A 19,332-nucleotide genomic window follows, 5' to 3' on the forward strand; every position below is an offset into this window, starting at 1 on the left:
GAGAAAATATAGTTGATTCCTGTGTTGGGTTTCACTTCTTATTTCTATTTTTGACAAAACATAACAAAAAATGAGTATTTTCAGTTATTCTATTAGATTGATTTTGTACAACGTTTGTAGTTTATAGTTGGATTAAAATATCTTCGTAGATAATACTTTATCCCAGGTTTGACTAGTAAATAAGACTGCTAATGCATGTAGCATAGTAGAATCCTATTCAATCCTGAATATAAAAACTTGGTAAGATTTATTATTGATATACAATAAGAATACCCTAAATCACATTGGAAGTTGTATTATAGATACAAAATATAGTGTCTTTCCTAATAGAATTTGACTAAACAAATTCGCTGATTATTATTTATCACCCTTAGTATTCAACATCGTAGTTGGATTAAAGTATGACCACAAAACAGTTTATCCAAGCTTTAGAAGAAGAATTTCAGCAACAACAATATGGGCAATCGCCTGTTGAACTTTATGAGCCCATTCGTTATTTGATGTCTTTGGGTGGAAAGCGCCTACGTCCACTTATGACTTTGATGTCAACAGCCTTATTTACAGACGAATGGCAAAAAGCAATCAAGCCAGCTACTGCCGTAGAAGTTTTCCACAATTTTACCTTGATGCACGACGATATTATGGACAAAGCTCCATTGCGTCGTGGAAAACCAACTGTTCATGCCAAATGGAATGACAATACTGCAATCCTCTCGGGCGATGTGATGTTGGTGCAAGCGTATGAGTTGATGCTTTTTGTAGAAGATAAAAACTTGAAAAAAGCATTGCAACGCTTCAATCGAACCGCTGCTGAAGTTTGTGAAGGACAGCAATTTGATATGAATTTTGAAACTCGTGAAAATGTCACAGAGGAAGAATACATCGAAATGATTCGCCTAAAAACAAGTGTTCTATTAGGTTTTGCGTTAGAATTAGGCGGTATCATTGGTGGAGCAAGCGATAAAACCTGCCAAACTTTATACGATTTGGGTATTAATATTGGTTTAGGTTTTCAGTTGAAAGACGATGTCTTGGATGTTTATGGCGATCCTGTAAAATTTGGTAAGCAAGTAGGAGGCGATATTATTTCCAACAAAAAAACTTATATGCTTATCGAAGCATTGAGCTCAGCAACTGGCGAAACTAAAACACAACTCGAACATTGGTTATCTTTAAAAGATTTTGATCCAGCCGAAAAGGTAAACGCTGTACGAGGTATTTATGATCAATTGGGAATTCGTCAGTTGGCAGAGGCCAAAATAAATGAGTACTTTGAAAAAGCTTTTGATTTATTAGATAGCCTGAAAGTTGAAGCAGAGCGCAAAGCCGAGTTGAGAGCTTTTGCTAATATTTTGATTGATAGGGAAGTTTAGTTTAAATTTGCATAGACACAAGTATAAGCTAAGCTACAGATAAATGCTTTATGCTTAATTTTCATAGAGTCTATACACTCAACAATAAAAACTTTATGAACAGTCGGCCTTGGTCTGACTGTTTTTATTTTCATTTAATAACAAATGGCAGATTTATCTCTAAATGAAATACTCATCCTGATAACAGTGCTTGTTAGTATTTTAGCCTTCCGTAACTATGAGCTTTTGGGAAAGCTTTTAATGAACCCTTATTTAATCAATCGTCGACAAGAGTATTGGCGTTTTATTACTTCTGGTTTTGTTCATGCCGACTTTGGACATTTGTTTTTTAACATGTTCACCCTCTTTTCATTTGGGAATATGATGGAGTCGGTATATAATCAAATTTCTCCTGGCAATGGGCCTTTCCTTTATTTGTTACTATACATAGGAGGAATCATTGTGTCCGACTTGCCTTCTTTTTTCAAGCACAAAAACAACTTTAATTATAATTCCTTAGGTGCATCGGGCGGTGTATCGAGTGTATTGTTTGCTGCAATATTGTTTGCTCCAACGCAGAGCCTACATATCTATGGGGTAATTCCAGTGCCAGCGGTACTTTTTGCACTACTTTACACATGGTATTCCATTTATATGTCACGCCGAAGTATGGACAATATCAATCACGATGCACATTTATATGGTGCGTTGTATGGCGTGATTATTACGATTATTATTTATCCAAAAGTCCTCATGATTTTTACTGAGCAAGTATTGGACTGGCTTCGAGGATTTTAAGTATGAGTGGTGAATTGTGAATACAAAAATATTGATAATTTATACTCACAACTCTTCACTCAAAATTCATCACTCATAGAACCCTCCAACTATCTGAGTACAACAAACAGAATAGATTGTTTCATCATTAAGATTTATGCAAAAAAGGAATATTGCTATTTTAGGTTCGACAGGTTCGATTGGCACACAAGCCCTCGAAGTAATTCAGGCGAATCCTACTATTTTTGAAGTAGAAGTACTTACAGCTCAAAGTAATGCTCAGTTGTTGATTGAACAAGCCCTCGCTTTTCGTCCCAATTGTGTTGTAATTGGCAACGAATCTCTTTATAGCCAAGTTTTTGATGCCCTCGACCCATACGGAATTAAAGTATATGCTGGCGCACAAGCCCTCGAGTCGGTTGTACAAATGGAAGCAATAGATATGGTATTGACTTCGATGGTAGGATATGCGGGCTTACTTCCAACAATCAAAGCCATCGAAGCTGGCAAACATATTGCTTTGGCTAATAAAGAAACTTTGGTAGTTGCGGGAGAGTTAATTACTGCTTTGGCACAACAAAAGGGTGTTAATATTTATCCTGTTGATTCAGAACATTCTGCTATTTTCCAATGCTTAGTAGGAGAGTTTCATAATCCAATTGAAAAGATTATTTTGACTGCCTCAGGTGGTCCTTTTAGAGGAAAAAAACGTGAAGAGCTGGCAAACGTAACAAAGGCTCAAGCATTGAAACATCCTAACTGGGTGATGGGTGCCAAGATTACCATTGACTCGGCTAGTTTGATGAATAAGGGCTTGGAAGTAATTGAGGCTAAATGGCTTTTTAATCTCAATGCCTCTCAAATAGATGTGGTGGTACATCCCCAATCTATTATTCACTCGTTGGTACAGTTTGAAGATGGTTCTATCAAAGCTCAAATGGGTTTGCCTGATATGAAGCTCCCGATTCAGTTTGCACTGGGTTTTCCAAACAGACTAAAATCAGACTTCCCTCGTTTTGATTTCATTAATTATCCAAATCTTACATTTGAGCAACCTGATAAAGAAACATTTCGTAACTTGCAACTAGCATTTGACGCAATGGCTCAAGGTGGAAATATGCCTTGTATCTTGAACGCCGCGAACGAGATAGCCGTGGCTGCCTTTTTGGAAGATAAAATTGGCTTTTTACAAATGTCAGATTTGATTGAAACTTGTATGGCAAAAGTTCCGTTTATCAAGCATCCAACTTTGGATGATTATATCCAAACAGATGCCGCAACGAGAGTATTTGCAAGTGAAAATCTCTAAGAGTTTATCCACAGGAGAAATAGGAATGTAGATAAAAGTATCGAAAACGAACTTTCTCAGCTAAATTATATTTTTAAAACCTTAATAGAAAACAGTATTGGTCTGACAAGTTCAGGCTGGGGCTAAAAGCTAAACAATGGAAGGACTAGTGAAGGTTGGACAACTCATTTTGGGTTTGTCAATTTTAGTAAGTTTACACGAATTTGGGCATTATATTACTGCCAAATGGTTTAAGATGCGAGTAGATAGATTCTACTTATTTTTCGATTTTCTTTTTCCAATACCTACTTTATTGAATTTTGCTTTGTTCAAAAAGAAAATTGGCGAGACAGAATATGGTTTAGGTTGGTTTCCGCTCGGTGGTTATGTGTCAATCGCAGGTATGATTGATGAAACACAGGATGCATCTAAGCTTTCGGCTACTCCTGAGCCTTGGGAGTTTCGTGGAAAACCCGCTTGGCAACGATTAATCGTAATGTTGGGTGGTATTATTGTCAATGTAATTTTAGGGGTATTAATCTTCTGGGGTATTAGTTTTAAAGAAGGTAATAACTACATCTCTAAAGCTGAACTCAATAAAGAAGGTTTGTATGCTGGAGCACTTGGTAAAGAAGTAGGTTTTCAGTTAGGAGATAAGGTATTAAAAGTAAATGGTGAAGATTTTCATAGCTATACAGATATTGCTGGTGCTATTTTAGAAGATAAGACTGTTTATACGGTTGAGAGAAATGGAAAAACTGTAGAAATCGTTATTCCAAGTGATTTCTTAAATAAGCTATCTGACCAAAAAGGCGAATTTATTCAACCATTGTACAAGTTTAAAGTGGCTCGTGTAGCTGAACCAAAAGAAGCTTCTTTTCTGGATAAACTTTTAGGAAATCCAGCTCCAGCTCCTGCACCAGCTTACACAGCAGGCATGAAGGATGGTGACGAAATTGTCTCGATTAATGGAACACCAGTGAAATTCTTCCAGACTTTCAAGGAAGAACTTCAAAAGTATAAAAACAAACCAGTAACCTTGGCTATTATGCGTGCTGGTAAAGCCGATACGCTTCGTATGACTACAGCTGAGGATGGTACATTGGGCTTTTTCCCTGAGTATTTGGTTCAAAAATCACACGAAGATTATACTTTGGGTCAAGCTTTTGTAGTGGGAGCGGGCAATGCTTTTGATGTAGTGTGGAAAAACATTCAAGGTTTCAAGAAAATTTTTGCAGGTCAAGTTCGTGCTGACAAAGCGTTGAGTGGTCCATTCGAAATTGCTGATATGTACGGCTCGCACTGGGATTGGTTAAACTTCTGGAGTTTGACAGGCTTACTTTCAATGGCTTTGGCATTTATGAATTTATTGCCAATTCCTGCCTTGGACGGTGGGCATGCTCTATTCTTGTTGTTTGAAATTATTACGGGTCGTCCGCCATCAGAAAAATTCATGGAACGTGCGCAACAAGTAGGAACCGTGATTTTACTAGGTTTGATGGTATTCGTTTTAGGTAATGGTGCTTTTAAGAAGTTTTTCTCATAAACTCATTATACAGTACAACAAACGTATGTTAATAAAATCAAAAAAATATATTCAAAAACCTGTGAGATTCTCTTACAGGTTTTTGCTTTTGGGCGTAATGCTATCACTTGGATTGATGGCATTTAAGAAACATGCCTTCCATACAAGTATTACCGAAATGCGTTATAACGCTAAGGAAAAAAGCTTTGAAATAAGTCTACGTGTTTTTAAGGATGATTTAGAAACAGTATTGACAAAAGAAAATCAAGGCAAGAAGATTGTACTAGACAAAACGGAAAAGTTTGACCCACAAATTGATAAATACATACAAAAGCATTTTGTGTGGTTTAATGCTCGTAATCAACGAGTACCTTATCATTACTTAGGAAAAGAACAAGAAGGAGACGCCATGTGGCTGTATATCGAAATGCCTGCGCAAGATCCTATTAGTGGTTCAAAACTTCAAAATGATGTATTGGTGGATGAATTTGATGACCAAACTAATGTGGTTAATCTGTTTTATCAGTCAGAAAAGAAATCCTTTATTTTTAATCAAAAGAATAAGGTGTTTGGGGTAGGTTTTTAGTCACTATCTCCAATAAGTCTTCGTGGATTTTCTTCCAAGGTTGAGCTAAGTTTACCGTCTCAATACGGATATGATGCTGCTCTGAAGTATATGATAGGCTCAAAGATTGCTTAACCGTTGGATACAATAAGATACCTTCAGCCTGCTCGTCAGGCTGATTTTTTAGATAGGCAAATAACTGATAAAGGTTTTCGGTATGTATTTTTTCTGAACTAAAATAGGTATTTAAAGTACGAGCATAGTACTTGGTGTCGATAATTAGTTTTTTGCCATCGTTCAAAATCAAGCTGATGTCTGTTTGCATTTTGGGCAAATATTGTGGTTCTGTTCCTGTAAGTTTCCATTGAAGTCTTTCTCTAAAAACTTTCGCACTTTTGAGTTCTATTTTATAAAAATTACGTACAAAAGCTTCAAACAAACCCGCCATTTTACGGTCATCTTGCTCAAAATCTCTGAATAAAATACTTTCTCCTTGCTCACTTACCATGCTTTGAGCGTAAAGCAATTCACAAATATGTAGTAAAAAAGTATAGGTCGTATTTCTATGACATTGGGCAAAAGCTTGGCGGAACAATGCTTCGTGTAGCGATATTTCTTGGATATGATGCAGTCTTCGTAATTCAGTATGTAGATTTTGGTGAATTTTTTCTGAAAGGGTCGATACCTTAAGAAGCCTAACAAGGCTACTTTTTAAAATCTGATTGGCTAAAATATTTTCCGAAAATTCATCAAACTCACAATACGCCATTCCTTTCTCAAACGCTCCAGTTGCCAAAGAAGGTGAAATATGTACTTTGCCTCGTATGCCTTGGATATATTGATTTTGTTCTGTGTAGTTCTTGAAATATCCTTTCTTCCAAAGTGTAGGTAGCTCTCTAACCAAGATACTCGCTAATAATTCATAAATACTTTTTTGCCCTGACACACCAGCTTTTACCAAGTGGCGTTGCTCAAGTTTATCCCAAGCATAACAAAGCAAAAAGTATATGTTTTCAATTGGAATCATGTTGGAGCCTATGTTATAAATACTCGACTACTAGTTCAAGACTTAGTCTTGGACTGATTTTTTATATAGTTTATAAGCTGAAACAAAAGATAGTCCGAGGCTAAGTCTACCCACAGCTACCCAAGCAGTTCCTCTACGCAATTTTGAACCTTTTCGGGCTGGTCGTACCAATATTCTTCAAGCAAAGGAGCTATTTCAAGTTGAATAATACGCTTATACCATTTTTGTGGATTTTCACCTGTAGGAAAATGTGTAAAATAGCTATGTCCGATTTGAAAGCCTTTTTGTAAATGCCTATCTTGAGTAATTTCTTGATTAAGTCTATTGAATTTTTGAGCAATACCTTCTACAAATTCCTTGTCTAGCCCTTGCGCAACTAAGCAATTTACCCACCGTTCATTGAAACATGGTTGTAAACTAATAAAGGCAAAGCGACGACGAAGTGCATAGTCAATCGTTGTCAATGAGCGGTCAGCAGTATTCATAGTTCCGATGATATGAAGGTTATCGGGAACGGAAAAAGGTTCAGCATCTTTGTCACCATAAGTCAATGGAATTTCGTTGGCTCGTCCACGCTTATCATTTTCAATAAGTAAGAGTAATTCCCCGAAAATACGACTTAGATTTCCACGATTTATTTCATCAATAATAAAGAAATGGTCAATTCCAGCATTGCGTTGAGCCATTTTACAAAACTCATAAAAGACTCCATTTTTGAGCTTAAAACCACCGTCTCCATCGGGTCTTAGTCCTTGGATAAAATCTTCGTAAGAATAAGACTGATGGAACTGTACCATTTTGATTCTTGCTTCATCTTTCGTACCTATGAGTGTGTAGGCAAGCTTTTTTGCCAAGAAGGTTTTGCCGACTCCTGGAGGGCCTTGAAGGATGATATTCTTTTTATATTTGAGGGTCTCAACTATTTCATCAAATTGCTCAGCTTCGATAAATAAATCAGCTAAAGCGTCATTTCTTTCAAAGGGGATAATGATATTTTCGGCAGCGATAGATTCTTTTTGTAAATCTATCATCGCTTGAATTGCCTCAAATTCGTCTTCGGAGATTTGAAACAAACTTCCTTGATTATTCTTTAGAATATCTGAGTCTTTCAGAAAATGAATTTGCTTGAGTTCTGCCCATTCAATCGGAAAAGGGAGTTTTTCCTTCAAACAAAAAGCAATAGATTCGCCTGCTACAGGATGAACATGTAGTGGTTCAGTAATTTCTAGGATAGCTTTAATTTGTTTGACAGGGGTACTTTCATAACCAATCACCCAATCACCTTTTTGCACGGTTTGAAAGTGTTGGTAAATACGGCGTTTATTTCCGAATTCGTTATGTGAGGTAAAGAGTTGAGATTGGTGATAGCGGAGCTGATCAATTGACCCTGTTTTGGGATTAAAATTGAGCCACCAATAGTTTCTATTTTTTTGAAATGACATATAGCAAAGATAAACATTCAAATTGCTCAAGACAAGCATCGGATAGGAGCGAAGCTACAATAAAAAACCCATCTACGAAGGATAGATGGGTTTTTATATTCATTAACCATTGAGTTCTATTTCTTCTCCGTGGTTGTTATGAAATTTAAAGTCTGTAATACCAAAAGAGCTATCTTGGATAATATTGACCCAAGTTTTGTATTTGAAATACCATTTCATTCGAAGAGAAGGGAAACCTTTGGTAAAGTATGCATGCAAGAAAGGATGCAATACGATAGTTGGCTTTTTCTCATTTTGTTTGATAATGATATGCTCAAGGTGATGTTCGATTACATCTGAAACAACAATACTCGCTGTGATTTTGCCTGTACCGCCACAAGTAGGACAGTTTTCAGACGTTACAACGTTCATCTCTGGGCGTACTCTTTGGCGAGTAATTTGCATTAGGCCAAATTTGGTAAGCGGCAAGATGGTGTATTTTGAGCGGTCAGATTTCATTTCCTCCTTCATGATATCATGAATCAGCTTTTTGTGTTCAGCTTTCTTCATATCAATAAAGTCGATAACGATAATGCCACCCATATCGCGAAGACGTAACTGACGAGCAATTTCTTTGGCTGCTTCGATATTTACGCTTACGGCGGTTGCTTCTTGGTCTTCTTCGCTATTTGATTTGTTACCAGAGTTGACATCGATTACGTGCAAAGCTTCGGTATGTTCGATAATCAAATAACCACCAGCAGGAAGACTTACTGAGCGACCAAAAAGCATTTTTAGTTGCTTTTCGATACCGTATTGTTCAAATACTTTGGATTTACCCTGATGTAATTTTACAATACGTTCTTTTTCTGGTGCGATGTGCTGTACATAAGCACGAGCTTCTTGGAATAATTCTGGCGTGTCAACAATTACGCTATCGAAGTTTTCATTCAACAAATCGCGAAGCATTGAAGTAGCACGGCTCATTTCGCCGATGACCTTGTCGCGTGGTTTTGCTGATCTGAGCGCTTTCATTCCAGCGTCCCATTTGGCTAAAGACTCCTTCAAATCTTTGTCCAATTCCTCTACATCTTTGCCTTCGGCTACAGTTCGAACGATTACGCCAAAATTGGCAGGCTTGATAGACGACATCAATTTGTGTAATCTTTGGCGTTCGGATTTGGCAGTGATTTTTTTCGAAATGTTTACACCATTCGAAAACGGTACCAAAACTGTGTAGCGACCAGCGATAGAAATATCGCAAGATAAGCGGGGGCCTTTGGTTGAAATAGGTTCTTTTACGACTTGAACAAGAATAGGAGAGTTTTTCCCTAAAACTTTATCAATTTTGTCGTGCTTGTCTATTTCAGGTTCAAGCTTAAAGTTGTCTAATCTTCCAGAATTGTGTCTTCCAGCGATAACATCTTTGGTGAATTTATTCAGGGAATTGACATTTGGGCCAAGGTCATGATAATGCAAAAAAGCATCTTTTTCATAGCCAATATCAATGAAGGCCGCATTCAATCCCGTAACCATTTTCTTGACTGTACCGAGATAAATATCTCCAACAGAAAAGTGTGGTTCGGACTCCTCTAAGTGATACTCCACAATCCTTTTGTCTTGCAAAAGAGCAATGCGGTCACCTTTGGGAGTCGAATTGATGATTAATTCGTTGCTCACAGGTGATTGAAGGATTAGAAGTGAATAGTATATAAGAAAACGAATATATATTGTCGCTGTGAGCGGTTGGTGAATAGAAAATCAAAGCCATTAAACTACATATAGAAGGGTTCGTGCCGAAGAGTAAAAAGCAAGTTGTAAGAAATTGATTAAAGCAACTGAATTTTACAATTGGGAAGTCATTCCATCGGAATGAAATAAAGTAATAGTGAGTCTATAGTATTTTATTGGTTTTTTGATTTTTAATGTTGCTGACTTATTGCGTGGCTGTGTATTATGACCAATCTATAATACAACGGAATCCATGCTGTCATGAGCAGATAAATTATTGCCAAGAAATAAAGTAAAAAGGCAATGAATTTGGGTTTTACCTAGCAATCTCACAAAAACGACAAAAACAGGCTCTTTTCTACGAGAGAAAATAGCCTGTTTTCTAGTAACTAGCAACTAAGGATTAGCACCAATTTGTACTAATCCTTAGTTACAGATTACTTCTTCTTATGTCTATTCTTTCTAAGACGCTTCTTTCTTTTGTGAGTTGCAATTTTGTGTCTTTTTCTTTTCTTTCCGCAAGGCATGACTTTAAAAGGTTTTAAATGTTACGAAATCTGTTTTAGTTGTTTGTCACAGAAGATTCCTATCCAAGCACAATTTAGTGATAAAGTAGGAACTTACCGAGAACTTATTTTAATTTTGATAAAATTTCATTGGCAGCTGCCTTCTCCTGAGGGTCTTTGCTATTGGCTAAAACCTTCTCTAGAATTGTGCGAGCTTCATCAGTACGGTCGAGTTCTGCCAAACAGTATCCCAAGTTCAAAGCTGCTTTAGAATTAGCAGGATTGATTTTTAGGATTTGTTTAAAACGCTCAACGGCCTTCCCAAACTGATTCGACCGAATTGATAGAATCCCCAAATTGAACAATGCTGGTTCAAACTCAGGCTCTTTTGCAATTACCTCACGAAGCATCAAAATTCCTTGCATAGGAGTTGATGTTGAAACGTAAGTCATTGCCATGTTCGTTTTTGCTAGAAGATTATTCGGATTTTTGGTTAAAATTTCCTGATACAACGTTCTAGCTTTTTCTCCCATATTCTTGGTTTTTGCATCTTCGAGTGCATAGGTGAAGGCTTCATAATATAAATCTGCCGCCTTCATCAAGTTGCGCTCGTTGTTATCAAGTTTTACGACTTCTTCTGCATAATAGGCAGCACTGTCGTATCTTGTAAATGCTGTAAACTTCGAAATAAGAGCATTTGCTGCTTCGATTTTATCTTGCTTGCTTGAACTTCCTAAATATTTCGCTCGTAAACTCTCAACTACCTTGCTCTGTTCGGGGCTAAGGGCTGTGCCATGGCTTTCACTAGCTTCACCTTCGGTGTGCTGATGGGTATCTTCCGACTCAACGGCTTTATCACGATTGGCAGAGCCAGTCTGTGCTGTTTGCTCTAAGGTCTTTTTTTCGTCACTTACCACAACCTTCGGAAGGCTATATAAAGCTCCAACCGTACCCAGTGCAACCACTATTATGAAGATAAAAGACTTTTGCATGTCGTTTACAGATCTGTTATCTGTTATGGGTTATCGGCTATGAGTTCATAACTGATAACCTATAACGGACAACTTATTGCGAAAAATTACTTAGCGTTAGTTTTAACTTGCTCGATAAATATTTTAGCAGGTTTGAAGCTTGGAATAAAGTGCTCGTCAATCACAATAGAAGTGTTTTTCGAGATGTTACGAGCAACCTTCTTAGCTCTTTTCTTGTTCACAAAACTACCGAATCCACGAACGTAGATAGGTTCACCTCCAGCCAAGTTATCTTTAACTACAGTGAAGAATGACTCTAGAGTGCTAGATACATCTGCCTTGTCAATGCCCGTCTTGTCTGCGATTTCTGCGATTACGTCTGCTTTTGTCACTTTTTTAAAAAATTTAGGAGTTAATAAAATATGATAAACAATGGTTGTCGGTTGCCATAAGTTTCCAAAAAATTCAGTTGAATTAGCATCGATTAAGGTCGATTTCAGTGAATTTTGCTAACTCTCACAGCCTCAAATTATAAGCCCCTGATTATTAAGGGTCACAAAGGTACGACTTTGGTTTCAAATATGAAAGAATCAATAAATAAATGTCTTAACTTTTTTTTCGTAAATGCTTAATTTTTAGCTATTTGAATTCTAATTCTAAAATTAATCTAATTCAGACTTCTTGCTTTTCTCCTATTATTCCTCGGTTTTTGTTGTACTTCTTTCATGAATCATGGATTATTTATAGATTGTTTTATTCTAAATCCCTTCCTTTATTTTTGTTGAATCTATCCTCCTTTTGGACCAGATAGGTTTCTTAAAAGATTTTCACTTTTATAAACCTATTTTATACTTTGTAGGTTAAATCAAAATAAGTTTTTTCAGTATTGCTTGATGGTTTGTTTCAAAAACCTCCATTATTTATCTTTTTTTAAGCTAAATCAGAAAGTCAACTTTTCCTTTTCATGACCGAATTTCCACAATTTCATTTTTCTCAAAAACTTACCCAATGGTACGAAATCCATAAAAGAGATTTACCTTGGCGCAATACGACTAATCCTTATTATATATGGTTATCTGAAATAATTTTGCAACAAACCAGAGTAGTCCAAGGAATGCCCTATTACTATAAATTCGTAGAGGCTTTTCCAACAGTGTTTGACTTGGCAGCTGCCGATGAGGCTGAAGTTTTGCGTTTGTGGCAAGGATTAGGGTACTATTCACGTGCTCGTAATTTGCACAAAACAGCCAAAATGGTGGTAGATGAATACAATGGTGTATTCCCAGAAACGTATCAAGAGTTGCTCAAACTCAAAGGTGTGGGTTCTTATACAGCTGCTGCGATTGCTTCATTTTCTTATAATGAACCTGTAGCGGTGTTGGATGGCAATGTGTATAGAGTACTCTCAAGAGTGTTTGGCATAGAAACAGATATTGCCTCTAACGAGGCAAAAAAAGTCTATTCTGAATATGCACAGGCACTTTTACCTACCAATAATGCCAATACACACAATCAGGCTATCATGGAGTTTGGCGCAATGCAATGTACGCCTGGCACTCCATCAGATTGTATGTTTTGTATTTTTGCTAATGAATGTGTCGCCCATGCGCAAGGACGCCAAGCTGTATTACCTATTAAGAGTAAAAAGGTTAAGGTAAAAGAGCGCTTCTTTCATTATTTCTTAATAGAACAAAATGATAAGTTTGTGATGCGCAAACGTGTGGGACGTGACGTATGGGAAGGTATGTATGATTTTTATTTGTTGGAACCTTCCGAATCGCTTCAATTGGACGATTTGTTGGAACAAGACCCTTGGTTAAAAGAACTTGTCTCCAATGCCTTGGTTTTGAATGAATCAGGAAATTTTACGCATGTCTTAACACATCAAAAGATTCAAACAAAGTTTTGGCACATACGAGTAAATGCAGACTTTTCTCTAAATTTGCCAGAAAATCATGCGTTTTATAACCTTTCTGAAGTAGATGATTTACCCAAATCTACTTTGGTAAATAATTATTTGACCCAAGAATCAAAAATTTTAACATAGTATTCATACGAATTGATAGTTGGAGATTGATAGGATTTTTATTAAATTCACTCATGTTTACTTTTGAATTCTCACACCATATTTAATTTTATGCCTATCAATTTATTTACAACTATTAAAAAAAATTAACCCAAATGGCTGGCGTAAACAAAGTTATTTTATTGGGCAATTTAGGCTCTGACCCAGAGGTGAGAGTATTGCCTAGTGGCTCAAAAGTGGCAAATTTTAATATTGCTACTTCAGAAACCTACACAAATCGTGACGGACAACGTGTAGAACAAACAGAATGGCATCGTATCGAATTGTGGGATGGATTGGCCAATATCGCAGAACAGTATTTGCGTAAAGGCAATTCTGTGTATGTAGAGGGTCGCATCCGTACAGAAGAATATGTGGATAAAGATGGTATCACTCGTCGTGGTATTCGTATTCGTGGTACTTCCATGACTCTAGTGGGTGGTGGAAATCGCGATAACGCTGCTAGTGGCGATGGTTCAACACAAATGGCAGCCCCTGCGCCTGCTCGTCCTAATCCAGCACCAGTAACACCTCCACCGCCTGCATTTGATGCTGGTGGTGATAGTGATGACTTGCCATTCTAACGAAAGGCTTATCATTTGTTAGACTAGCCATAATAATAAGTTGTTTGGCTAGTCTAACTTTTGTTTAACTAAACAAACCAAACCTTGGAAACTCGATTATCTGACGATTATCACCCGATTAGGGTGCTTTTGGCCCAAGTTGAAAGCACCTCATCTTACAGCGTATATGGTATTGATGCGCTTATCTTGATTGCCCTGTTGGGTATTTCTGCACTGCTGGCTGGCTCTGAAGTAGCCTTTTTCTCCCTATCTGCCGATGAACGTGTTGCCTGTCGCGAAAGCGATAGCGGAAGTGAACGTACCGTTGCCAAGTTGCTCGACAAACCTCAACAACTCCTAGCAACACTCCTGATAGCCATCAATCTTGTCAACATTACCTTTGTGACAATCTCAACTTATCTTACAGAACAAATTTTAGGGGAAGAAGAAAAAGAAGGATTAGTGGCCACCTTGATTTTGTTGGTAGGTGTAACTTTCATGATTACCTTTTTTGGAGAATTAATACCAAAGGTTTGGGCACAACAAAATAATTTGAAGTTTGCCAAACTCACTGCGCCACTCATCGAAGTAGCTAGCATTATCTTCAAGCCGTTGTCGTCTTTGCTTTTAGGTATTAGTAATATAATTGAGAAACGGGTAGAGCGAAAAGGATATACTATTACTGCCGACGAACTAAACCATGCGCTTGAAATTACTACTGGACAAGGAACTTCGGCACAAGAAAAAGATATTCTAAAAGGTATCGTCAATTTTGGAAGTACTTCTGCCAAAAGTGCCATGCGTCCTCGCCGTGATGTGACAGCTTTTGATATTGAATGGGATTTTCATGAATTGATGGACAAAATTAATAAGTCTGGATATTCTCGTGTGCCCGTATTTAAAGAAACCATTGATAAAATAGAAGGGGTTCTTTATATCAAAGACTTATTACCACATATCGAAAAAGATGAGCACTTCAATTGGCAAGAGCTAATACATCAAGCTTTTTTTATTCCAGAAAGTAAAAAAATTGATGATTTGCTTTATGATTTTCAAGAAAAGCGAGTACACATGGCTATCGTAGTAAATGAATACGGCGAAACCGAAGGAATTATTACGATGGAAGATATTATCGAAGAAATTGTAGGTGATATCAACGATGAATACGATGAAGAGGATTTAGGATATAAGCGATTAGAAGATGGTTCGTTTGAGTTTGAAGGTAAGGTTACACTAAATGATGTGTGTCGTGCGTTGGGAATAGATAACGATTACTTTGAAAAGGTAAAAGGTGAAAGTGAATCACTGGCAGGGTTATTAATCGAATTGTTTGCTCGCTTACCGCATGCAGGTGAAGAAATAGATTACGATAAATTCAGATTTAGAATAGCCTCTGTTGATACACGCCGTATCAAAAGAGTAAAAGTGACTATCAAAAACGAGGAAACCGACGAAACCAATCGAGAGCTTACCTAACAAGTACCATTATTATTAGATGAAATATTACCCATTTTTAACTTTATTAACAGGACTTATTGCTTGTAACAACGATTGTCCAACTCCAATAATCGATGATTTTGAGAAAGGAGTAGGCAACTTAGTTGAGAATAAAAATCTGGATGAAGCTTCTGGATTAGCTGCAAGCTATACGAATCAGGGAATGATGTGGTCACACAATGATAGTGGCGATACTAATCGTATTTTCTTGATGGATAGTTTGGGGAAAGGTACCAAGGAGTTTTATTTGGAGGGTGCTGTCAATAGGGATTGGGAAGATATGTCTATTTCGAAGTTTTCGGATGGTAACTATATTTATGTTGGGGACATTGGTGATAATTTGGCAGTATATCCAAGTTGTACAATTTATCGCGTAAAGGAACCTAATATTGCTAGCCAAGCTGTACAAGCAAGTAATAGTATTACTTTAAAAGATGTACAAAAAATCAACTATGTATATCCTGATGGTGCTCGTGATGCGGAGTGTATGTTCATCGATCATGATACCAAAGATATTTACATTCTCTCAAAAAGAGACTTAAAACAGCGATTGTATAGACTGCCATATCCGCAATCTTATACCCAAACTATCACAGCGGAGTTTGTAGAAGAGGTTACTTTTTCTACTGCACTCAATACAATGTTTTATATCACCGCTGGAGATATTTCGCCTGATAATAAAGAAATTCTTATCAGAAATTATGGACAGATATACCATTGGCGAAGAGCTGATGGCGAATCAATTGCACAAGCTTTGCTAAGACCAGCCAAATTACTTGATTACACTTATTCAGCAAGTGAAGAGGCTCAAGGTGAAGGAATAGCTTTTTCAAGAACTGGAATAGACTACTATACTATCGGAGAAGCCACAGATTATAAACTTCCTGTAAAGCTTTTTAGATATGCTAGAAAAAAATAGGCAAGCTTAGCTTGCCTATTTTTTTGTTTAAAACGAAATTTTATCTCCCTGCTTAATACCGTTTCGCTGGCAAAATCCTGCGTTTACCTCCAACACATACTGAGCTGGCTTGTAAGAAGGAATTGCTTCTTCTGAGAAAGGTGGGCGGTTGGGTTGTATTGTGATGACTTCCTTATTAGAATTGATAAACAAGAGATCTAAAGGAATGTAGGTATTTTTCATCCAAAAGCTTCTTTCTTGACTATCTGGAAAAACAAATAACATTCCGCAAGTATCTGGCATGCTTTTACGATACATTAATCCTTGGGTAGTTTCGGCATCATTATCGGCAATTTCAATACTAATTTTTTTCTGAATTTTCGGAAATGTTAACTCTCCTTCCTTTTTGAAAGCAGGTTCGTTTGAAACAACCGCAGATGGAGCAGGCGTTGAAATTGAACTTACCGAACCAGCTTCGCTATCGCTCGAACTAAAAATAGCGATAAGCTTTGGAACCATACTTCCAAACAATAACAAACCTACAAATAATAGAACTACAACTTTTTTCATTTTCAATAGTATATTTAATGTATGAAGAAATTTCAATAAAGATATTTTATGATAAAATTCTCAATTTTGCGAAACTGAGTAAAAGCGTTTTTTCACCAACTCCTCCTTCAAACTCAATAGTTGCTTTACGGTCGTTTCCGTTCACATCCATTTTTTTGACCTTACCATAACCAAATTTCAAATGCTCCACACGGTCGCCTTCTTGCAAGTTTTTGGTATCACTAGGGGCAAAGTCTGGTGACGGCACATACGTTGCTGGTGCCGAGTTTACTACAGGCTTTTTCTGAATCAAATTAGAGGTCGTTGTGGATATACCAGTTTTGTTGCTGAGAGGCAAATTGTTAGATACAACACCAGACTGACTATCGGTTCTTCTGACAAATCCCTGTGGAATGCGTTGGGTTTCTTCGACTGCACGACGGATATTTCTAGCAAACTGTAAATATTTCGGGTCTATTTCATCCAAAAATCTACTTGGCTCGCAAGGTTTCAATCGCCCATATTGGTATCTACTTTCAGCATAAGACATAACGAGTTTTTTCTCAGCACGTGTAATAGCTACATAAAACAAACGACGTTCCTCTTCCAAATCTGCACGACTTTGAAGCATCATTTGACTAGGGAAAAGGTCTTCTTCCATCCCTGCCACATACACATGATTAAACTCCAAACCTTTGGCACCGTGAATTGTCATCATCGTTACTCGATCATTATCTCCGTCAGGGTCATCTTCATCAGCAGTGGTCAATAAAGATACTGTCTGTAGGAAACTTGCCAGAGAGTGGTCTTCAGTATCTGGGTTATCCACAAACTGTTTGATAGAGTTCAATAATTCCTGAACGTTTTCATAACGAGAAAGTCCTTCCACGGTTTTATCCTCATGAAGTTCCTTTAGTAATCCAGAAGCTTTAGCTACATGACTGGCGATTTCGTAAGCATCTTTGTTGGGTACTTGAGTCATGAGGATAAACGATTTTATCAAATCGGCAAATCCTTCAATAGTCTCAGCAAAGCGCCCAGCTTGATATTGACGAATATTACTCACGATTTCCCAAACAGATTTCTCTTGCTCTGCCGCCGTAATTTCGATTCTCGCAATGGTAGTATCACCAATACCTCTTTTGGGTAAATTAATAATACGTTTAAATGCCTCGATGTCTTTCTGATTGATCACAAAACGTAAATAAGAAAGAAGGTCTTTGATTTCACGTCTTTGATAAAAAGACAAGCCACCAACAATACGGTACTTAATATTCAACCGACGAAGAGCTTCTTCAAAGGCGCGTGATTGGGCATTGGTACGATATAAAATCGCAAAATCAGTGTTGCGTAAACCCAACGCCATTTTGGCTTCGAAAATATTCGTCGCAATCAAACGTCCTTCTTCATTGTCTGAAGCCGCCTTGATTAGTTCGATAGGGGAGCCTTCTTCGTTTTCTGTAAAAACATTCTTCTTTAACTGATTTTTATTTTTAGCAATAACGGAGTTAGCTGCTTGTACGATGCTATTAGTTGAGCGATAATTTTGCTCCAACTTAATAGTTACAAGATTCGGATAGTCTTTTTCTAAATTAAGAATATTGTCAATATTAGCTCCACGGAAAGCATAAATAGACTGCGCATCGTCGCCCACGACTGCCAGATTGTTGTGCATGGCAGCGAGTTTCTTAATAATCAAATATTGTGAAACGTTGGTGTCTTGAAACTCATCGACCATGATGTACTGAAACTTGCGCTGATATTTATCCAATACCACAGGATGGTCTCTAAACAATACATTGGTATTGAAAAGTAGGTCATCAAAGTCCATGGCATTTGCTTGAAAACAGCGTAGAGTATACAATTTATATAGTCTTCCTATTTCAGGAAGCTTAGCCGCTGCGTCATCTGCTTGAATAATCGGATTGTTGAGGTATTCATCTGGTCCAATCAATCGGTTTTTAGCCCCCGAGATTCTGTTGAATACAAGGTTGGGTTTATACACCTTATCGTCAAGTCCTCTTTCTTTGATGATACTTTTTAATAAAGATTTAGAATCGTCGGTGTCATAAATCGAAAAGTCGGAAGTATAGCCCAAGTGTTTGCCCTCAAAACGTAATATTTTCGCAAATACCGAGTGAAAAGTACCCATCCAGATATTTTTGGCATCGTTTCCTACAGCTTTTTCAACCCTTGCTCGCATTTCGCCTGCGGCCTTATTGGTAAAGGTCAATAAAAGAATCTGAAAAGGATCTACTCCTTTATCCAAAAGATATGCCGTTCTGTAGGTAAGAACTCTTGTTTTGCCAGAACCCGCTCCTGCAATAATCATGAGGGGACCTGTGATATGTTGTACTGCCGCTTGCTGCGGTTCGTTAAGACCTGCTAAATAATTCATATTTCAAAAACTCAATACTATTACAAGACACAAGCCATCAATCTTTAAGTACAAAGATTGATGGCTTGTAAGTCAAACCATTCTCCAAAATTACGAAGAAAAACTATGGTAATCAGCTTATAATGCGAATATTGGGTTAAAAGATATAATGGAATAGTGCAGTTGCTAATGCTCCAAAAATATGTACCATCAATGCATT

General features: G+C 37.3%; 16 protein-coding genes. 9 read left to right on the forward strand and 7 right to left on the reverse strand.

Annotation, left to right across the window (positions count from 1 at the left end; genetic code table 11):
- The first annotated feature begins 401 nt into the window (after positions 1–401).
- From GVN22_RS17455 to GVN22_RS17475, 5 genes are all read left to right on the forward strand, one after another.
- On the forward strand, positions 402–1,373 hold the full coding sequence (locus GVN22_RS17455) for a polyprenyl synthetase family protein (protein WP_166552298.1): 972 nt from the start codon (positions 402–404) through the stop codon (positions 1,371–1,373).
- 144 nt (positions 1,374–1,517) lie between these two features.
- Positions 1,518–2,150 (forward strand): rhomboid family intramembrane serine protease, encoded by a 633-nt coding sequence (locus GVN22_RS17460; protein WP_166552299.1) that lies wholly within the window; start codon positions 1,518–1,520, stop codon positions 2,148–2,150.
- Between the two features lie 136 nt (positions 2,151–2,286).
- The gene (locus GVN22_RS17465) at positions 2,287–3,438 is read left to right on the forward strand and encodes a 1-deoxy-D-xylulose-5-phosphate reductoisomerase (protein ID WP_166552300.1); all 1,152 of its coding nucleotides are present in this window, start codon (positions 2,287–2,289) and stop codon (positions 3,436–3,438) included.
- Between the two features lie 136 nt (positions 3,439–3,574).
- Entirely contained in the window at positions 3,575–4,963 is a 1,389-nt protein-coding gene (rseP, locus tag GVN22_RS17470) for an RIP metalloprotease RseP (RefSeq protein WP_166552301.1), read from the forward strand.
- A 25-nt stretch (positions 4,964–4,988) separates the two neighbouring features.
- Positions 4,989–5,528 (forward strand): DUF6702 family protein, encoded by a 540-nt coding sequence (locus GVN22_RS17475; RefSeq protein WP_166552302.1) that lies wholly within the window; start codon positions 4,989–4,991, stop codon positions 5,526–5,528.
- On the opposite strand, the gene GVN22_RS17480 is transcribed toward GVN22_RS17475, so the two are convergent.
- The 5 genes from GVN22_RS17480 to GVN22_RS17500 form a co-directional block, all read right to left on the reverse strand.
- Positions 5,491–6,534, reverse strand: coding sequence for a restriction endonuclease (locus tag GVN22_RS17480; RefSeq protein WP_166552303.1), 1,044 nt, complete (start codon positions 6,532–6,534; stop codon positions 5,491–5,493). The genes GVN22_RS17475 and GVN22_RS17480 overlap by 38 nt on opposite strands.
- 116 nt (positions 6,535–6,650) lie before the next feature.
- Positions 6,651–7,976: an AAA family ATPase gene (locus GVN22_RS17485; RefSeq protein WP_166552304.1), complete on the reverse strand. Its 1,326-nt coding sequence runs from the start codon at positions 7,974–7,976 to the stop codon at positions 6,651–6,653.
- 102 nt (positions 7,977–8,078) lie between these two features.
- Positions 8,079–9,635 carry an Rne/Rng family ribonuclease gene (locus tag GVN22_RS17490; RefSeq protein ID WP_095160137.1) on the reverse strand — a complete coding sequence of 519 codons (1,557 nt, stop codon included), beginning with the start codon at positions 9,633–9,635 and terminating at the stop codon, positions 8,079–8,081.
- Positions 9,636–10,317: 682 nt separating this feature from the next.
- Complete coding sequence (locus tag GVN22_RS17495; protein WP_166552305.1) at positions 10,318–11,184, reverse strand: tetratricopeptide repeat protein; 867 nt, start codon at positions 11,182–11,184, stop codon at positions 10,318–10,320.
- 86 nt (positions 11,185–11,270) lie between these two features.
- Positions 11,271–11,555, reverse strand: coding sequence for an HU family DNA-binding protein (locus GVN22_RS17500; protein WP_095160139.1), 285 nt, complete (start codon positions 11,553–11,555; stop codon positions 11,271–11,273).
- 572 nt (positions 11,556–12,127) lie between these two features.
- Here GVN22_RS17500 and mutY point away from each other — a divergent pair.
- From mutY to GVN22_RS17520, 4 genes are all read left to right on the forward strand, one after another.
- Positions 12,128–13,210: an A/G-specific adenine glycosylase gene (gene mutY / locus GVN22_RS17505; protein WP_166552306.1), complete on the forward strand. Its 1,083-nt coding sequence runs from the start codon at positions 12,128–12,130 to the stop codon at positions 13,208–13,210.
- Between the two features lie 134 nt (positions 13,211–13,344).
- A complete protein-coding gene (locus GVN22_RS17510) occupies positions 13,345–13,812 on the forward strand; it encodes a single-stranded DNA-binding protein (RefSeq protein ID WP_166552307.1) in 468 nt (155 codons plus the stop codon).
- An 84-nt stretch (positions 13,813–13,896) separates the two neighbouring features.
- Positions 13,897–15,267 (forward strand): gliding motility-associated protein GldE, encoded by a 1,371-nt coding sequence (gene gldE / locus GVN22_RS17515; protein ID WP_095160142.1) that lies wholly within the window; start codon positions 13,897–13,899, stop codon positions 15,265–15,267.
- 19 nt (positions 15,268–15,286) lie between these two features.
- On the forward strand, positions 15,287–16,207 hold the full coding sequence (locus GVN22_RS17520; protein WP_166552308.1) for a hypothetical protein: 921 nt from the start codon (positions 15,287–15,289) through the stop codon (positions 16,205–16,207).
- 27 nt (positions 16,208–16,234) lie between these two features.
- Here GVN22_RS17520 and GVN22_RS17525 read toward each other — a convergent pair whose 3' ends face one another.
- Together GVN22_RS17525 and GVN22_RS17530 are read right to left on the reverse strand one after the other, a co-directional pair.
- A complete protein-coding gene (locus GVN22_RS17525) occupies positions 16,235–16,756 on the reverse strand; it encodes a DUF192 domain-containing protein (RefSeq protein WP_240915690.1) in 522 nt (173 codons plus the stop codon).
- Between the two features lie 46 nt (positions 16,757–16,802).
- Positions 16,803–19,133 (reverse strand): ATP-dependent helicase, encoded by a 2,331-nt coding sequence (locus GVN22_RS17530; protein WP_166552309.1) that lies wholly within the window; start codon positions 19,131–19,133, stop codon positions 16,803–16,805.
- Positions 19,134–19,332: the final 199 nt, after the last annotated feature.

The organism is Cellulophaga sp. BC115SP (assembly GCF_009905545.1).
Taxonomy (GTDB): Bacteria; Bacteroidota; Bacteroidia; order Cytophagales; family Spirosomataceae; genus Flectobacillus; species Flectobacillus rivi.